A 17,483-nucleotide genomic window follows, 5' to 3' on the forward strand; every position below is an offset into this window, starting at 1 on the left:
GACTTCAGAGGGACCGCCGCGAGGATCGACCCACCAAACGGGAGGACAGCCAGATTGCCGCGAAAGCGACGAGGCCCGAGAGCCCGGCGAGCCAGAGCGCGCGCGAGTCATCCCCAGTCTGGACGCTGCGGTAAATTGCCAGAGGCAAGGTTTCCGTGACTCCTGGAATGAATCCGGCCACCATCACCGTTGCGCCAAATTCACCCAGCGCGCGGGCGAAAGCTAACAGAATCCCCGCGGAAATCCCGCGCCGGGCGAGGGGAATGGTGATCAGGAAAAAAACTTTGCAAGGTGAGCGTCCAAGGTTGGCACCGGCTTCTTCCAGATAAGACGGGATTTCTTCAAACGCGGTGCGAATGGATCGGACCAGTAACGGAAAAACCATGACTGCCAGGGCGATCACGACAGCTTTCCAGGTGAAGACGACATCGATTTCAAAGCTCCGATGCAGCCAGCCGCCGATCGGGCCGTTGCGTCCGAGAAGCTTGAGCAGCAGCAGGCCGATTGCGACCGGTGGCATCACCAACGGCAGGCTGGCGAGCGTTTCTACCAAAGATTTGCCGAACCACTCTCGCCGGGCTAACAGCCATGAGAGGGCGATGGCGAATGGAAGCGCGATGGCCACCGCTAGTGCGGAAGCGCCCATGGTGAGGAAAACGATGTGCCAGTCGCCGCTTTTCATGGTTCGGCGAGCGTGACGCTGAATCCGAATTTCTTGAAAATTTCCACGGCGGCAGGGGTTTGCAGAAACTTGATGAACTCACGGGCTGCAGCCGATTGTGAGGAGGATTTGCAAACCGCGATCGGGTAACGGATTTCCGGGGCATCTTCAGCTGGAACTTTATAAACGACGCGGACCTTGTTAGAGATCATCGCATCGGTTTGATAGACCACCCCGGCGTCGACATTGCCACTGGCGACGGCGGCGAGTGCGCCGCGCACATTTTCCAGAGCGATGACTTTCGGCGCGACTTTTCCCCACAGTTTTTGCTGCTCCAGCCACTTGCGGGTATAAACTCCGGCGGGAACGGCGGCGGGATCCCCGAGCGCCAGTCGTTTCAGTTTTGAAGATGCCAGAGTCTCAGCGGAATCCATGGTTAGGTGACTTTCATTAGGCACGATCACCACCAATCGGTTCGCCAAAAGTGCGGTAATGCTGGAGTCCAGCAGCAGCCCTTTTGCCTTCAGCCCATTCATCGTGGCCTCGTCGGCTGAAAAGAACAGATCGCAGGGAGCCCCGGCTTCGATTTGGCGAGCGAGAACGTTTGATCCGCCAAAGTTGAGTTGGATTTCTCCGCCCGCGGCCTTTTCATGCAGCTTCGAAATCTCCGTCATGACATCGCTCAAGCTGGCGGCAGCGGAAATCCGCAATGCATCGGCTTGTGCCGTGCTGAGCAATACAATGGCGAGAAAAACTCGAATAAGCAGTTTCATGAAGCGGGTTCCTGCACCGAGACTAGCACGATCCGTTCGACCTGGCGAATCCAACGCGCGTGCTTGGCATCGCCAGGAACAATCAGCATGAGCTTGCCTTCATTACCCTCCAGCGGCTTTCCATCCGCCGCATCTGCAAGAATCACAGGATTGCTGCGATAACTTGCATCCAGTTCGGCGAGGGAAAACACAATCTGATAGCCATCGGCCGCGGTGATCAAGACCGCCTCGGTCATTGCTTTGCCACGAAGCTGATCTCCGGCAGGAGCACCGATTTTTTCTAACAACTTCGCCATGGCGACCCCGGAATAGCGGTGCTCCTTCTTGTCGTGTCCGGTCGCGGTGAGATCCTCGTGGGGCAGTTTGCTCCACGCTTCCGCATCCACCGTGATTTTGGATTTTCCTTGTAGAATCAAGGGTTGGGCGTGAACTGCTGCCAGCGTGGCGAGTGCGATTGCTGGGAAAATGAGTTTAGAATTCATAGCGTAAATTGACAAAATAACTGCGTCCCGGCTCCGGATATCCTTCGTCGAGTTCCTGATTGCGATCGAGCAAATTGGTGACTCCGAATCCGAGTGTGGTGTTCTCGGTGAGTTCCAAATTGGTTTTCAGATCAAAACTCATGTAGGAGCCAACCCGCGCTCCCGTGGTCGATGTGGTTCGCGAGTCCGACCAAGTGAACGATGGGATCAGCGTGACTTTTTCGTGGGGTTTGATGCGGGCAAAAACCAACAAATCGTTCTCCGGGGTTCCCGTTACCGGGATGCTGGAGTCAGATCGGTTTTGCGCGTCGATCCACGCATAGCGGATTGAGGTTTCGATCTGTTCATTCCATTTCGCATCGAAGGAAAACTCGGCTCCCTTGCGTTCCACCTCGCCGACGTTCTGGAGTTGGTAAACGCCAGGCGTCACGTTGTCGACTCGCTGGATGGCGTCATCGACCCGGGAGAAAAACAGGCTGGCGTCCCAGCTGAAGCGTTTCTCCAGGAAATTCCCGGAAAGCCCGAGATCGTAATGCTCGGCAGTCTCCGGGGCGAGATCAGGATTCGGGATCGCCTGCCCCAACCGATACGAATAGCGGTCCTTGATGGTGGGGAATCGGCTCTTTTCTGAAAAACCGAGATGCGCGCTCAACTGATCGGAAAATTCCTGCCGCAAGGTGATCTGGGGGTTCCAGGAATCGGTGGAATCCCCGCCCAGCGAGCTTCCTGTATTGGTATCCACCGCTTCGCGAACATCCCTCCAGTCGTAGCTAACACCAGCTGTTAGAAAGGTGCCGTGATGGAAATCATGCTCTGCTTCGAGGCCGACCGATGCGGTTTCGTCTTCGAAGTTGTAGTGCGGTGTTCCAGGTTCCCATTCCTCGTGGTGGTCGAGCTTGTAGTGGATCGCAGTCGCCAATCGGGTTCCGGGAAGAGATTCGTTGGTCAATGTCACCGAGCCACCGGCGGTGTAGTCATCATAGTAGGAGTCAAACGCGCGGCCGAGCGTTTGTGAATCGTAGCCATCGTTATCGAACGATCTCAGAAGATTTTCGAACCGGTCATAATGGGCTTTGGCCTCGAGGGTCGTTTCGTGGCCGAGGTAAGTACGAGATAATCCGTAGAAAGTGGTCTTGTCCCACTGTGGCCATTGCCAGTAACGGGTCGGATTGTTGCTCGGATCGTCTCCTGCGTAGGGAGGATTGCCCTTTTCTCCGCGCTGAATCCAAAAGCCGAACACATGTTCATCGGTAGCGGCGGGAGTCCAGGCGATCCGGCCGGAGGCACGCCAGTCTTCGCTGTAAGAGTTTTCCCGGTCGCCGCCATTTTCATTGGCATGCCTTTTGAAATCATCCGACAAGACAAACGCATCTTGTTCGCGATATGAGAGATCAAGCTGCCAATAGGCTTTTTCATATTTGCCTCCTGCAGCGAGCCGGCTTTGCCAGCCATCGCCACTGAAAGCGCCGAGATCGATCTGACCTTCGAAGGGTTTCTCGGGACGTCGTGTGACGATGTTGATCAGGCCGCCAAGCGCATTCGGCCCGGCTAGGACCGGACTGATTCCCTTGGCCACTTCGATTTCAGAATCCGCAGGCAGACTGAACCTGCCAAGGTCGGCATAGCCATCGTATGGAATATAGACCGGGATGCCATCGATGAAAACCGGGACCTGACGCAGGTCGAATCCTCGCAGGGTGATGCCGGTTTCCGCCCGATTTCCGGTGCGTTGCAGGCTGGCTCCGGGAATGAGATCGATGGCTTCCGCTAGATCATTTCGTTGGAGGTCTTCTGCCAGTTGGGAAGAAACGCGGTTGGGATCATCCTGAGATGCCTTGGCGGTGACAATGATTTCGCCCAGTTCTGAGCGGTCGGAATCCTGTGCGTAGAGTGCCAGCGGAATGAATAAAAACGGAAGCGCAGCCTTCATCAGAAGTTGATGAAAGCGGCTCGATATATTTTTTCAAGTATAACGATCTCCGAGGCGTCTTCAGCTCATGAGGGCCTTGAGTTGGTCAAGTTTGGTTGAAACGGCTTTTTCCGCTGAGATTACCGACTGTTGATAGAGCGAGAGCACCATTTCACCGGTGGCAGTGAGTTGCGCGCCGCCTTGGGCTTTGCCGCCGCGCCGCAATTCGACCAGTGGTTCCTTGAACGTGGCGTTCAGACTTTTGATCATTTTCCAGGCTTTCATGTATGACATGTCCATGGAGCTTGCGGCGGCGTTGAGACTTCCGAGTTCGGTGATTTTTTCTAACAGCTCCGCTTTGCCGGGACCAAATGATAGATCGCCAGAGAAGATGAGACGAATGGGACAATCCGGGTTCATATAGATCAATCGAGTTTTGGCCACCAATCGTTAGAGAGGATGGAGAGGATTTCCAAAAACGATTTCCCGCCATCGGTGGACTGCTTGGCCATGACCAATGTGGGTGAAATGATCACGCCGGATGCGGTGGAATTTTTAATCTGTGAATAAGCTGCGGAGTCCTTTTTGACGAATGCTTTCTCGCCCGGGCCATTGAGCCGGGTTCGGACGATGTAGGCCGCGAAGTATTCGTTCTCGCGTTGCTCGTCGTCAGGAGGAACCGGTTCTAACAATAGATGGAAAGTCCCTTGTTGTCCGGCGGGGCCGTTGACGAATTTTTGGAATAAACTGTCCCGGAGCTCAACGAAGGTTTCCCAATCGACCAGCCAGCCGGTCGGGGTTTCCATCACAGGCGTGGGAATTCCGGCAGGGAATTGATCGGTGACGACCTGGAAAATGAAAAGCGTGTTTCCGGTATCCGGATTCACTTCGGATTGTGGGCTGGAAATGGATTGGTAGTGGATCGGGCCATCCGGGACTTGATGGGAATATGCTTCCATCCGGCTGCGAACTTTCGAGGCATTGATCACGTAAGCGCTTCTCGCCGCCCAATCGGGGGCTGTTAGAAATGCCTTCAGGGTAGCTTCCGCCTCCGCCGTGATTTTCGGCTTGTCGTCGATACCAGGCGGCATGGGTTGTGGAGGCGTTTCGGCAGGCGTTGGTTGAATTTTTGGTTCCAACGGTGGCGTTGCCTGCACCATCGCATTATTGTTATCCAACCGAGCATGCTTCGCCGGGGTTGGTTGGTGAATGGGTGGAGATATCGCCAAGGAAGGTGTCAAATATGGCCTTCCGAAGAAGCCTAGCGCGAATCCAAACGCAGTGGTTAGAATTCCTCCGAGCAGGAGCAATGGAGCTGCCGAGCGAGTGCGAGCCGGAGTTGATGGCGCTTCTTGAGGAGGCTGGATCGGTGCTGCCGGCACTTCTCTAACAGGCGGCACGGGGGCGGCCTCTTCAAGTGGAGCGGGAGGCGGCGTTGGCTCTTCCAGAAAAGGCTCGTGTCGGACAATTTGTTTTGGGGGAGGTGATAAGACCGGCACAAAAGCTTGAGTGGCTGGAGTGCCGTGTTCCGGGTCTGGAGCAATGATTTCCTCCTGGCACATCGGGCAAGGCCCGGCGGTGGCCGCCATCTCAAGCGGTATCCGCAATACGGCTGAACAAGCTGGGCAGGGAAATTGAATGTATTCAGCCATGAAAATCGATCGGTAACGATGGGCTATGATTTCACAGATCGGCTTTGCTGTCGACCTTGCTTGAGAAAATCAAGCACAGTGCATCGCCAATTCATCGATCGATTGGACAAAGTGATCCGGCCGCTCTTGATGCAGTCGCTCGGCATCATGATATCCCCAGCCAACGGCGATTGAGGTCATCTTCGCGGCCCGGGCGGTTTGGATATCAATGGTGGAATCTCCGATTAACACGCAATTCTCAGCGGGGATTGCGATTTCAGCAGCGATTTCCAGAGCGCCTCTCGGATCCGGTTTGTGAGGGATGCCATTGCGTTGGCCGACGATTGCAGAAAATCCGGCATTCGGGAAAAGAGCGTTCACGATCGCCAAGGTGAAAGGCTCCGGTTTGTTGGACAGGACCGCCAAAGGATGCCCCTTGGATTTGAGCCCAGCTAACAGTTCAGGAATGCCGGGATAGGGGCTGGTTCCTAAAGGCCAATTCGCATCGTAGTGCCGTTTGAACTCTGCCTCCACCTGGTCGATCACGCTCGTTGATGTCCCGGATGGCACCGCCCGCTCGATGAGAATTCTTGAGCCATTTCCAATAAACCCGCGAACTGCGGATTCGGTGTGGCTGCTGAATCCCGCATGATGCAGGGCGTGGTTCACTGAAGCCGTAATCCCTGGAAGGGAATCCACCAAGGTGCCATCTAAGTCAAAAATCAATGCGCGGGTCACCCTTGAAGCCTGCAACATGGTTGCAGATGGGGGAAGCGCTTAAAATCCGATCAGGGTGACCAGCTCGTGATCGCTGTAGTCATCCATCCGATCAACAGCGGAAATGAGAACTTCCGTTTCCGCGATGTCTTCGATCGCCGCAATGTTCGCCGAGGCCGGGTTGATGACGACTTGCTTGGCGACAGGAACTGGAGCGGGGGCTGTTGGCGATTTCGATACGACAAAAATACCAATCGCAACCGCAGCAGCAGCGGTGACTGTGCCCGCGATGCCCATTTGGAGTGGGCCAAAAAGCTGGCGCCACCAAGGTGATGGAGAACCTTCGAGGCGAGCCTCACGCACCGTATCGTCGACAAAACGAGCGCTGGGAGACTGCGGAGTTGCTTGATCCAGCAACATCCAGACGGCATCATTTTCCCAAGAATCGTCAGTAGGTAGGGAGCTTCGGTTCATGGCGGGTTGATCTTACGATAGAGGGAACCCAGTGCCCAACCGAAAGTTGCGCAGGATCGAAAGTTCTTAAGGAATTTCCTAAGGATGAAGCGCTGTATGAATTTGTGGATGACCGATGGATTACGGTTTGAATGATCTTTGCCAATCGTTCCGTAATGTGCATATTTCCTGACAATCAATCCTCACTGGCGGGATAAACATCATCACGTAAATCAAAGATCAATGCTCATCGCGCTGACCCGCGCCGTCCTATCAGGGGGGGAGGAAATTGGAAAATCCGGGAATCTGCTCAGGCGGATGCCAATTTTCCCGCGTTTACAGCTTATTGGCTGGGGTGGTTACGCGATCTGCGACTTGTTCAGCAGGATTTCGTTTTGGGGGGGATTTCCTGTTGCGTTCACACTGACCTTGCTGGTTGAGCCGGTTACGGTGCTGATTACCTTTGGGTTACGGTGGGTTTATCGGCGGCGCGGGATTCGCGAAGCATTTGATGGTCAGGCTGTATGGACCATTGCGGCCATCAGTGGTGTTGCGGCCGTGGTTCATTTGGGATGGGTGGAGTTGATGTTGATGATGATCCGCCGGTTCGGCCTGGTTGCCCAAGGAGATGCCCGCTATCTGCCTAGGCTGATTTTCTTTTGGATCTTATTTTCCGGTTGGAGCTTTGCTTATCTTTGGTTGAGAGCGGAGTTGGAGAAACGCTCGGAGCAATCACGCCGGAAAGCGGCGGTCCTGGCGGCAGAAAAAGCAGAGCTGCAAATGCTACGCTATCAACTCAATCCGCATTTTCTTTTCAATTCGTTGAATCAACTGGTCACAGAGATCAACGATCGGCCGGATGTGGCGTTGGAAATGACGCACCGGCTTGCGGAATACTTGCGGCACTCGCTTGACTATCGGGGGGAATTGCTGGTTCCGCTCTCGCTGGAAATCCAATCCGTGAAGGATTATCTGGCGATTGAGCAGGGGCGGTTTGAAGATCGATTGAGCGTTCTTATCGATACGGATTTTGAGGCCAGGAATGCGATGGTGCCGAGTTTTCTGCTACAGCCTTTGGTGGAGAATGCGGTGAAACATGGGCTGAAGACCTCAGCACCGCCGTGGAAGGTGAGTGTGAAAAGCTCAAAAGGAGATGATCAATTGACGATAGTTGTTAGAAATTCCGGATGCCTGGAATCGCAGCCTCGGACACAACCGCGAGCGGGTGTTGGCTTGGAAAATTTAAAGCGCCGTCTGCAGATTCATTACCCGGAGCGGCATTGCTTCCGGCTTTATGAAGACGCGGGAATGGTGGTTGCTGAATTGAACTTGGAAGGAGCTCCATGCTAGAGGTGATGCTGGTGGATGATGAGCCGGCAGCCCGGCGTGGCATGAAGCGTTTGTTAGAAAATCACGCGGATGTGCGGGTGATTGGTGAGGCGGATTGCATCGCTGCGGCACTTTCGATGTTAGAAGAACGCTCTCCCGACGTTATTTTCCTGGATATCGAGCTTCCTGGGGGAAGTGGTTTTGATTTGCTTGGGATGTTGCCGGAAGAAACCAAGGTGATTTTTGTGACCGCGCATACCCAGCACGCGGCCGCCGCGTTTGATGTCAGGGCGCTGGATTATTTGTTGAAGCCGGTTCGCCCGCAGCGGTTATCGGTTTCGTTGGATCGGGCGCGTGAAGCAAAATCGGCAAGAAACCTAAATGCTGAGCATCTAACACTTTCTGACAAACGGATGACGCGGGTGGTGCCATTGCGGAAAATTGCGGCCTTGATGGCAGATGGCGATCTTACTCGTTTTTTAATCTCCGGTGAGAGGTCGGCTCTGATCGGGGGGAATTTGGGTAGTTTTGTCCCGCGTTTATCAGCTGCCTCATTTGTGCGGATCAACCGCTCTTTGGTGATCAATCTCCGTGCCGTGGAGGCTTTGGAAACCATATCGCGGGATGCTGCTTCCTTGAGTTTGAGGGGCATTGAGGAGCCACTGATGTTGCGGCGAACCTCCGCTGCACGGGTGCGGGCGCTACTGTCTGGGGATTAGGTGTTTGAAGGACTGTAGAACTTGCCCATTTCATCAGATAATTTGCCCAATTCAGCGGAAAAGCGGTGCGTGCCCTAGGTGGATCACCGAGACTTTGGGAGCTCGTCCCAGCCCAAATGGATCTGGATCTCCAGATTGGTTTTCAAGGTGGCGAATACGGATTTTGATGGCCAGCGGCCCCCCACCAGAGGAAGTTTTATCCCTTTTTGCTTTCGCTGGTCCGCTGGTCATCGAGTCCGGCGGATGCTGCAGCTGCATCCTCTTTTTCCTGGGCCCTGCGTAGGTGGATTTGTAAATCCGCGAGGACGTTCATAAAATAAATATAGGCGTCGTATGGACTCGGATACGGAGTGAAATAAGAATGCACGCTTCCGTCAGTGCCACCTTTGGTCGACATCCAATAGAAGTGATCCGAAGTTTGCATCTTCGCCCAGGTATGGGTTAGGTCCGGATCCTTGACCGCCAGCACCGCCTCTTCAAGCCGGTGAACTTTGGCGATGGCTTCCTGTTGCATGACATTTCCCATCCAGGCAGAAAGATCCCGCTCTTCATCGGCCCATGAGGTGATGAACTGGCAATCGTAAACTCGGGATGCGCGATAGAGATCGACTGCTTCCGATGGCGTGACCCATTGGGAACCGGCTTCGATGATCGCTTCCGGTAGAGCTTGCCAGAATTCGAACACACCGGAGTCTTTCCATTGATGTTCGCCGATCGATTCGTAGTCCATGAATAGATTCACGACATCGCCGGGGGAATTCACGATCCAGGAAGCGAACTTTTCCGGGGTGAGCGGGTATTCGCACCAATTTTTATCGGAAAAGCGAAATCCAAGATCGTCTGATAAGCCGATATTCCGCAGCAGAGTTTTGACGCGGGCGGTATCGGGCGCGCGGTATAAAAAGTTTGGCGACTGCCCCATCATGGTGCGTTCAACGGCCTCCGCAATGACGCCATCGAATCCCATGGTTTCCGCTTTGGCGGCGATGGCATTGTTATAGATCAACTCGGTATTTCGAAATACCCGCGGACGGACTGAGAAAACATCTTCGACCTTGTCCAAGTGAAGCTGCACCTGGCGCTCGAATTCCCGATTCGAATGCACAAAGGCCAATGAATGATAATAGGTTTCCGCGAGAATCTCGACACTACCAGTGGCGATGAGCTCCTGAAATGATTCCAGCACATCCGGCCGATATCGCTCCATTTGTTCGATCACCATTCCGCTGATTGATAACGCCATGCGGAAGCGGCCCTGGTGTTCTTCGAGCAGTTGCTTGAACATCCGGTTGGCCGGGAGGTAGCACTTTTCCGCGACTTTGTTCAGGATACCGGCATTCATTCCATCGTCTTCGTAGAACGCGTGTTCGCCGATTCTGAAGAAATCGTATGGGATGAGCCGGTTAGGTTGATGAACCTGGAGATAAAGGCAGACGTCGGGCATGGGTTTAGACGGTGACAGGTCGGACAGGCTCAGTCCGGGGGAAACTTTTCGGGTTGGGATAAAGCGGGAGCAGTCGTCATTCCGATTCAGGTGGTAACTTCCTGATAAATTTCCAAAACCTTTAAGGCGGCGGCATCCCAAGTGGAGGCTTCCATATCAGCCTTGGCTTGTGCCACCACGGCTTGGCGCAACTCGTCATCAGAAAGTAGATCGATGATATGTTTTGCCATTTTTTCAACGTCCCAGAAATCGGCGGTCAGTGCGCCTTTGAGAACTTCGGCCACCCCGGACTGTTTTGAAATCACGGCGGGGATGCCAAATTGTGCCGCCTCCAGAGCCGATAAGCCGAATGGTTCGGAAACCGATGGCATGCAGTAAACATCGGTCATGGAAAGGAGATCGTTCACCTTTTCTTTATTGAGAAAGCCGGTGAAATGGAAATGTCCACCAAGACCGCGGAAGGCTCCGGTCTCAATGAGCGGGCGAAGTTTTTCGCCGGTGCCAGCTACAACAAATCGGACATTCGGATTTTCCGCCAGAACGCGGGATGCGATTTCCAGGAAGAACTCGGGACCTTTCTGAGCGGTAAGGCGCCCGAGGAAGAGTACCAATTTCTCAGGGAATTTCTTCTTGGTAAGGAAGGCATCCACTGGATCCGCTCCATTGTGGACCGGATGAACTTTCGCAGGATCAATTCCATAATGGGAAACGACAATTTCCCCGGTGTAGGAACTGACTGGAATGACCGCATCAGCTTCTTCCATGCCATACTTTTCGATGTCAAAAATCCAACCACGGGCATCTGCTCCGGCGCGATCGTATTGTGAGGCATGAAGGTGGACCACCAACGGTTTGCCGGTCGCTTTCTTCACTTCCACCCCTGCAAGGAAAGTGACCCAGTCATGAGCGTGGACGACATCGAAGTCCTCAAGCATGGCCAATTTGGCGGCAACTTTGGAAAATTCGACGACTTTCGCCCCCAGATCCGGGCCGTAGAGTTCGCCGATTTTGAACGAATCGAGCTGTTTGCGAGTGGTTTCTGAGAATCGAATTTCCCCACCCGGAAATAGTTCCAGGGTTTCCAGGATTTCAATGGAAGTCGGCTCATCGGCGTAAGGATCGATGTGAATCGGGATTTCCCGAACCTGAGCGAAGCTTTCGTATTGATAGCGACTTTCGACCGTTTCCAGTTCTTCGACGGTGATCTGATTCAATCCGCGCAGGCGAAATCCGTCAAAATTTGCCTCTGGCGCACTGCGGGGAACGATGACGGTGAGATCCACATATTGGGAAAGCGCTCGTGATAACCCGAGGCAGGCGACGCCAAGGCCACCATTTATCAAGGGAGGAAACTCCCAACCCAATTTGAGGACTCGCAGACGATTCATGGTTGATTAATCGCCACGATAGCCAGTCTGGTTCATATTCAAGCGTTCGTGACTAGGTGAATTACTTAGCAATGTCCGGGCCAATATGATTTGGGATTAATTCATTTAGTGAACGCATGATGAATTGGGTTATTAGAGATTAATGTAATCTCCCAATTGATTAATCCGCACTGAGGAATTTTTGATCCTGAAAGTTAAGTGACTGAACTTTACCATCCTTATCATCATATAGCAAAACGACATAATTTCCCTCCTGGGCAACCGGGATGGATTCAATATTACCGTCTTTGGATTTGAGAGGAACGTAGCCTCGAGGGTAGGTGATGGCGGCTTTTGCCACAGCAAGACGTTTGACGTAAACTGGCGTCCATTTGCCTTCTGGATCGCGCATTTCCACCTTCAGCTCGGGGGTTTGTGATACGGATACAAATGATGCAGTTTTTCCTTCGGGGACGTCCAGTTGCTTCAGGCGAAGAATCCGAATGGCCCAATACGCAGGTTTTTCATCGCTGGCAGGAACTTTTTCGGCGAAAGGAATCAGGATCGTGGTGTCATCGTTTTCGACCTTCACCTTGGTGGTGCCTTCTTCGGTTCCTTCGCGGCTGATGGTCACTTCGTGGGTGCCAGCTTTCAGGCCTAGCCCGCCAGTGACATCGCCGAGATTGTATCCGGTTGGATTGATGTCACTGCCATCGATTTTGATTTTGAGCGTGCCACTGCCTTGTGCGACAGCCGCGACCAGACGGACAAATCCCATTTTCCCGGTTGGAGGAACAGGCTTGGCTTCTTCGCCGCGTGCGATCGTGATCGGCATTAGCGCGGCGGCGAGAATCAGGGGAAAGATTCTAGAAATCGTTTTCATACATCACTCGGGTTTTGAAGTTTTCCGGATTGATCGCGCCCTGGCTGGAACGGGTTCCCGGGTCTGCAAATACCGTATAGACTTTTCTGGATTCGGCGAGGATTTGTGGATTTTGCTCGGTGCCTGCCAACGATTGGCCAATGACCCAAACGCGGAAATTTCTGGAGCGCAAAGTCGAGGCATCGTACAGCCGGGCGAAAGCCTCTTCCGCTGCGGCATCGGTCCACTGGATGTTTTTGACCGTGTATAGGTCTGGATTGCCGAACACGAGTTCATCGTTCCGATCCCGAGTGGCTGCGATTTCTCCTGCACTGCCAAACGGGCGCGAATAAATGAGTGCATCCGCGAGCAAATCCGCAGATTTGGACTGTGCAGGCGGGCTGAGTTCGATTTGGGAAGGAACGGGCGCATAAGCTCCGTTACGGATGACGTGGTCCCATTTTTCGACCTGACCGATTTTGGTATCCTGCTGGAGTATGCCGACCATCATCGCCCGCAGAACCTCTTTGCTGGCGGTGTTGATATTGATCTGGCCGTTGATTTTGATTTCGTTTCCTTCGACTTCATCACCGTCGGTTGAATTCGAGATGCCGGCGTGAAATAGATCGAGCAGTTGCGCTGCTTCCTGCCCGGGATGGCGTTGGAATTTGGGATGCTCCGGGCGACCGATGCGCAGGGTGTTCCCGCCGCCATAGCGGACGGCGCTGCCGCTTCCGTAGGTGGCCGATGCGACCGCGACCGAGGGCCAGCGATGGCGGGTTTCCGGCATGTACCCCCCCATCAGCTGGGTGGTGTCCGTCGCCACATTGCCCGTATCATGTGGGCCGTTGGTGTATTGAGGCGACCACATCAAAGGATCGTAAACATTGCCGAGTTCGGTTGCGCTGTAGAATCGACCGTCCAAGGAGACTCGCTGCGGGGCATTGCGCGGATCCGCAGTGCTCATTTTGGTTAGGAATGATTTATCGGTTGGATCGATTTTCAATGCCGCATCGTTGGATGATTGGACCGTCCAGTCACCAACACCGGAATCATGTCCGCCATCCGGCCATTCTGATGGCAGGACACGACCGTAGAAATTGCGTTTGCTGGTGCTGGTATCCAGATCGTAAATCGTCACGCGGCGGATGTTACGCCGGTTCGGGCTGAGATTTTTTACCGAATTTTCACCGAGCCTGAGGTCTGGTATATAATAAGCAATCCGCGGATCGCCCATGTTGTTGGTAAAGTCACCATAAGGGCCGTAGGAATGGCCGGGAATGGCGGCTTTCCCAGCGAGTTTCGGATATAGGATGGTGAACTCCATTTCAGTGCTGACACCCGGATCGCGGACGATCTTGTTCACCCGGTCGACCACCTTGCCGTTCCACATGACGGATATGCCACGGGCTTCGCTTTCTTTTTCCACCAAACTGAACTTGGTATTGTAGCTAACGTTGTTTGGCGCGACGGGGATGTGATATTCCACGGTGGCACATTCGAAGAAACGATATTGGTCCGGATCCAAATCGATCTGCACGGGCGGCCCGTAATAGACTCCTCCGATTTTTTCCAAATCGTGAGTCGATTTAGTTTCATTATCTAGCAGGGATGGATCGTCGAAGGGCAGGCCGCGTGTGCCGCTGCCGATGGCCGTGGTGTTGGAGGCCACTTCGTAGCTGAGACGGACCGATCCGCTTTGCGGGCGATTGGTCATATTCCAGAATTCCGCAAAGAGGGTGAGCTTCCAGTTCAGAACCAACTGGTTGTCTGATGAAGCGCTGGGCCCGAGATATTCGTATTTGAGCAGAAACTCGCTCAACATCGGAAAGCTGCCGACGCCTCGATAGCTACCCAGCTCTACGGTCGGTCCATTGCCTGGATCCGCATAGTCAAAGGCATTGGCAGCCAGCGTCTTGGAGTAATCCTCCGGAAAGTCACCTTTGCGTTCTTTGGCAAAATCCGGCAGACCTTTATCGATCCAGTTGGCGAAGTCATTCACTCCGGATGAGCGGTTTGCTTTGAGCAGCTTGTTCAGGTTGAGTTTGGCTTGGCCAGCGACGTCTTCGGAAATGCCGAGAGCGTGAGGCACGATGGGACGCTCCAGGTAGGACTGAATGACCGGGCAGGTATTTTTCTCCACACTTGCAGCCAACGGGTCATCCAGAAGTCCGGTTTCGAGTCGATTGAGTGGGGGCTGAAATCCAGCGGCACCGAGCACGGAATTTGGTGAAAGCATGGCTTTGCGACCTTCGGTGAGCCGGTGCTCCAGGTCACCGGGATTGTCATCGTCCGCATTCGGGTCCAGAGCGTAGGGCGCGATGACGGAGGTCGCGACAGCGTTATCGGAAAGCGGCTTATTGGTCGCGTCCGGCCAGACGGCGCGGGTTTGGGCACCCTCGTCGCCAGCAGTGTTGCCGGCGGTCTTGGTATCAAGTTTTCCCTGTAAATCCTCGACCCAGTAGGCGTAGCGAGAAACCAATTTCCCTTTTGCATCGCGAATGGGAATCCATGCGATACGGGCCGGGTCATACCAAGGTTGGGTATCGAGCTCTTCCGGGTCTGATCCGACAAGAGACTCCGGGTATGGAGCGGTAAGTGCAGCGTTTTTGTCGGGAGAGGAAAGGGTGCTGAAGAGCGGCGTGTAGGTGTATTTGACCGAATCACCGCCACCGCTGCCACGAACGAGATAAAGATACGGGGTGTTTTCCTTGGCTGAGGGAGCCGGGTTTTGGATTTCACCGGAGACGACGAGGTAGTCGTCGTTGGCCGTTTCCTGATTCAGGATGCCTTTCACTTCCTCAAGGCCGGCTTCGGTCGCCAAGTCGGCGCGCTGCAGGTCAACATAGGAGCGGGCGGTTTTCCGTTCAACGCCGAGAACGGCGACGAGCCCGATTGCGAGAATCAGCAGGGCTGCGACAAGTATGAGCACCACCGGCAAGGTAAAGCCGCGGTGGCTGCTTGTTTTATTCGGTAGAGGTGTCATTTCCGAAATGAACGAGGGTTTGGTAAACTTCCAGGCCTTTGGTGTTATCCACATTGACTGGGGCTCCCAGAAGGCGCGAGTTGCTCCAATCATCCGCGTTTTTCAGTTTGCCGGCCAAATCCGGACGGGCGATGACGAGTTGGAGTTCGATGTATTCCGGGGAATCGCTTTTGGATTTATCCCAATCGACGAGCTGGGAGGTTTCAGGATTGCGAATTTTCGGCCTTGCCTGAAAGGAAACCACGCCGAAGGCGATTTCCTCATCCAGCTGCGAGTCCGGCTGGAAAAGCGAGGCAATGCTGGAGTTTTTGATGGCGTTGATGGTGTCCAGGCTGTTGCGGAATCCACGCTTGAGGCAGCGAACGGTTTTGCCTCCGCTGGTGATGTCCGCGACGTAGTAATTGATGGCGCAAAGATCTCCGATGTCTTTCTCGGTGGATTGAGCTTCAGATGGTTGCAGGCTCAGAAAGCCGATGCGGTCGGTCGACCAGCTGGCGCCGGTTTTGGAAAATACTTCTTCTTCGTGATAAACGCTGCTGGATAAATCCCGGGAAAGTTGGGTGAGCGCGGCGCGGGCTTCGCGCTGGGCGCTGACATTCCCGCCGATCTGGTCGTAGGAATCGCCCGTTCGACCAAGAATCGTAACTGCAGCCAGTAGGATCATGGAGCCGATGATCATCGCCGCCAGCAATTCAATCAGCGTGAAACCACGCTGAGATGAGCCATGACGATAGGCGCGAACCGATGTCATGGGAGGCGAGTGTAGAAGTCGATTTTGTTGCGGCTGCCGGAAGGAGCGGCAGCCGGGTATTCCAAGCGGAGTCGCAATTGCCGAATCGGGGTGGCACTCGACGTTGTCGAGTTCTCTTGTTCCGGGAGAGTCGCAGTCATCGATACAATATAACGAACCCGTTTATCCCGGATTCCTTGGGCATAAACAGCAGGATCGAGCTTGGATAGTGCCTTACCGCTCTCCGAAAAGGCGAGAGAAATGTCGGAGAACTCTTTCCCGGCGGGGATTTCACCCAGCAACTGGGATTGGTTGTAACTGGCAGCTCGAAGCTCTTCAACGCATGCCGGAATTACCCACGAACACCGGGTTTCCGCGCCGGCATCCAAACTGGATTCGCCGGATTGAGCCAATGTGGCGAAAATCAACGGCACCGCGACCGCCAGCACGCCGACGGCAATCACGGCTTCGATCAGTGTCGCTCCTTGGCGCGACTTCCGGGGTGGCGGCGGGGATGTGAAATTCATTTGTCGAAGCGGTAAGCACGACCGAGAACACGGCCGATTTTAAGTCGATTTTCCGGAATGGTATGGGTCTCCGCAGATTTGTTCGGGATCGGGCGGCTTCCCGGACCGCGGTAGCCTCCTTCGGCGATCCGCATGGTGATCGGGTCAGACCCGGTTGGCCACGCGAGACCGCCGCGTGGATTGAACGCAACGGCCTGCACGGTGGTGCTGAGCGCGCGGTTGCCAGCGGCGTAGGTGATGGTGATCTGTTGCTCATCCATCACATTTCGCAGGCCTTCGACGTTCCCGCCGATCAGGACGATCCCTTGATCCAGTGGCATCCAGCGGCGAAGCAAAACTCCCTCCACCGAAGTGGCTCCGTCCTGCCAGTCAGGTATCTTGAACAGGCCAATGCGGCATTTTCCGTCATCCACCGGAAGGTCTCCAGGTTCGGCAATGGCGAGAACGATTTTAGTTCGCTGCGTGATGGCCGTCGTCCGCGCCTGCTCAAGCAGTGCGCTGATGCGATCGGTCGATGCTTTGCGGGCGTGGGTGCCATTGCTTTGAACGACGCTGTATCCAATGGCGGCGAGGATGCTGAAAATTGCTAAAACGACCACCAACTCGATCAAAGAGAAGGCTGAACGGGCATGGCGCAGCCCTGCGCAACTTTTCCTGGGGGTATTCAATCAGGGGACGGGTGGATTTTAAGCCCTTGTTGCACGGACTGTGCCAACACCAAGTAGTGACAACAATCGTGCGATCCCTTGATGCCAAATCAATGAGGCCGATGTGACGTTTTCTTCACAAATGGGAAAGTTGGATCTGAAAACAGTGATTAATGCGGGGAAAAGTTACCCGGTGAATCACTGCAGTTATTTCGGATCACTAAGAATTTATCGTTAAGTTATCCT

General features: G+C 54.3%; 17 protein-coding genes. 2 read left to right on the plus strand and 15 right to left on the minus strand.

From position 1 onward, the window contains the following. Positions 1-4: 4 nt before the first annotated feature. From modB to JIN85_RS03020, 8 genes are all read right to left on the minus strand, one after another. Complete coding sequence (gene modB, locus JIN85_RS02985) at positions 5-682, minus strand: molybdate ABC transporter permease subunit (protein WP_200267500.1); 678 nt, start codon at positions 680-682, stop codon at positions 5-7. Continuing rightward, positions 679-1,434 carry a molybdate ABC transporter substrate-binding protein gene (modA, locus tag JIN85_RS02990; protein WP_200267502.1) on the minus strand — a complete coding sequence of 252 codons (756 nt, stop codon included), beginning with the start codon at positions 1,432-1,434 and terminating at the stop codon, positions 679-681. Before modA ends, modB begins: the two co-directional genes overlap by 4 nt. Further along, a complete protein-coding gene (locus tag JIN85_RS02995) occupies positions 1,431-1,916 on the minus strand; it encodes a molybdopterin-dependent oxidoreductase (RefSeq protein ID WP_200267504.1) in 486 nt (161 codons plus the stop codon). The genes modA and JIN85_RS02995 overlap by 4 nt, the downstream gene beginning before the upstream one ends. Further along, positions 1,906-3,846, minus strand: a complete 1,941-nt coding sequence (locus JIN85_RS03000; protein ID WP_200267506.1) for a TonB-dependent receptor plug domain-containing protein — start codon at positions 3,844-3,846, stop codon at positions 1,906-1,908. The genes JIN85_RS02995 and JIN85_RS03000 overlap by 11 nt, the downstream gene beginning before the upstream one ends. A gap of 60 nt (positions 3,847-3,906) precedes the next feature. Beyond that, positions 3,907-4,245 (minus strand): winged helix-turn-helix domain-containing protein, encoded by a 339-nt coding sequence (locus JIN85_RS03005; protein ID WP_200267508.1) that lies wholly within the window; start codon positions 4,243-4,245, stop codon positions 3,907-3,909. A 5-nt stretch (positions 4,246-4,250) separates the two neighbouring features. Then, a complete protein-coding gene (locus tag JIN85_RS03010; RefSeq protein WP_200267510.1) occupies positions 4,251-5,477 on the minus strand; it encodes a hypothetical protein in 1,227 nt (408 codons plus the stop codon). A 69-nt stretch (positions 5,478-5,546) separates the two neighbouring features. Then, the gene (locus JIN85_RS03015; protein WP_200267512.1) at positions 5,547-6,212 is read right to left on the minus strand and encodes an HAD family hydrolase; all 666 of its coding nucleotides are present in this window, start codon (positions 6,210-6,212) and stop codon (positions 5,547-5,549) included. Positions 6,213-6,233: 21 nt separating this feature from the next. After that, the gene (locus JIN85_RS03020; protein ID WP_200267515.1) at positions 6,234-6,647 is read right to left on the minus strand and encodes a hypothetical protein; all 414 of its coding nucleotides are present in this window, start codon (positions 6,645-6,647) and stop codon (positions 6,234-6,236) included. Positions 6,648-6,869: 222 nt separating this feature from the next. Between JIN85_RS03020 and JIN85_RS03025 the strand changes: the two genes are divergently transcribed. Both JIN85_RS03025 and JIN85_RS03030 read left to right on the plus strand, forming a co-directional pair. After that, complete coding sequence (locus JIN85_RS03025) at positions 6,870-7,976, plus strand: sensor histidine kinase (protein ID WP_200267517.1); 1,107 nt, start codon at positions 6,870-6,872, stop codon at positions 7,974-7,976. Beyond that, positions 7,970-8,674 carry a LytR/AlgR family response regulator transcription factor gene (locus JIN85_RS03030; protein ID WP_200267519.1) on the plus strand — a complete coding sequence of 235 codons (705 nt, stop codon included), beginning with the start codon at positions 7,970-7,972 and terminating at the stop codon, positions 8,672-8,674. Before JIN85_RS03025 ends, JIN85_RS03030 begins: the two co-directional genes overlap by 7 nt. A 196-nt stretch (positions 8,675-8,870) precedes the next feature. On the opposite strand, the gene JIN85_RS03035 is transcribed toward JIN85_RS03030, so the two are convergent. From JIN85_RS03035 to JIN85_RS03065, 7 genes are all read right to left on the minus strand, one after another. Next, on the minus strand, positions 8,871-10,118 hold the full coding sequence (locus JIN85_RS03035) for a glycoside hydrolase family 57 protein (RefSeq protein WP_200267521.1): 1,248 nt from the start codon (positions 10,116-10,118) through the stop codon (positions 8,871-8,873). Between the two features lie 86 nt (positions 10,119-10,204). Continuing rightward, on the minus strand, positions 10,205-11,506 hold the full coding sequence (locus JIN85_RS03040; protein WP_200267523.1) for a glycosyltransferase: 1,302 nt from the start codon (positions 11,504-11,506) through the stop codon (positions 10,205-10,207). Between the two features lie 160 nt (positions 11,507-11,666). Next, complete coding sequence (locus JIN85_RS03045) at positions 11,667-12,368, minus strand: hypothetical protein (protein ID WP_200267525.1); 702 nt, start codon at positions 12,366-12,368, stop codon at positions 11,667-11,669. Continuing rightward, positions 12,352-15,333 (minus strand): hypothetical protein, encoded by a 2,982-nt coding sequence (locus JIN85_RS03050; RefSeq protein ID WP_200267527.1) that lies wholly within the window; start codon positions 15,331-15,333, stop codon positions 12,352-12,354. The genes JIN85_RS03045 and JIN85_RS03050 overlap by 17 nt, the downstream gene beginning before the upstream one ends. Continuing rightward, complete coding sequence (locus JIN85_RS03055; RefSeq protein ID WP_200267529.1) at positions 15,314-16,084, minus strand: PilW family protein; 771 nt, start codon at positions 16,082-16,084, stop codon at positions 15,314-15,316. The genes JIN85_RS03050 and JIN85_RS03055 overlap by 20 nt, the downstream gene beginning before the upstream one ends. Beyond that, the gene (locus tag JIN85_RS03060; protein WP_200267531.1) at positions 16,081-16,590 is read right to left on the minus strand and encodes a type IV pilus modification PilV family protein; all 510 of its coding nucleotides are present in this window, start codon (positions 16,588-16,590) and stop codon (positions 16,081-16,083) included. The genes JIN85_RS03055 and JIN85_RS03060 overlap by 4 nt, the downstream gene beginning before the upstream one ends. Then, complete coding sequence (locus tag JIN85_RS03065; RefSeq protein ID WP_200267616.1) at positions 16,587-17,258, minus strand: GspH/FimT family pseudopilin; 672 nt, start codon at positions 17,256-17,258, stop codon at positions 16,587-16,589. The genes JIN85_RS03060 and JIN85_RS03065 overlap by 4 nt, the downstream gene beginning before the upstream one ends. Positions 17,259-17,483: the final 225 nt, after the last annotated feature.

The sequence above is a fragment of the Luteolibacter pohnpeiensis genome (genome assembly GCF_016595435.1).
Lineage (GTDB): Bacteria > Verrucomicrobiota > Verrucomicrobiia > Verrucomicrobiales > Akkermansiaceae > Luteolibacter > Luteolibacter pohnpeiensis.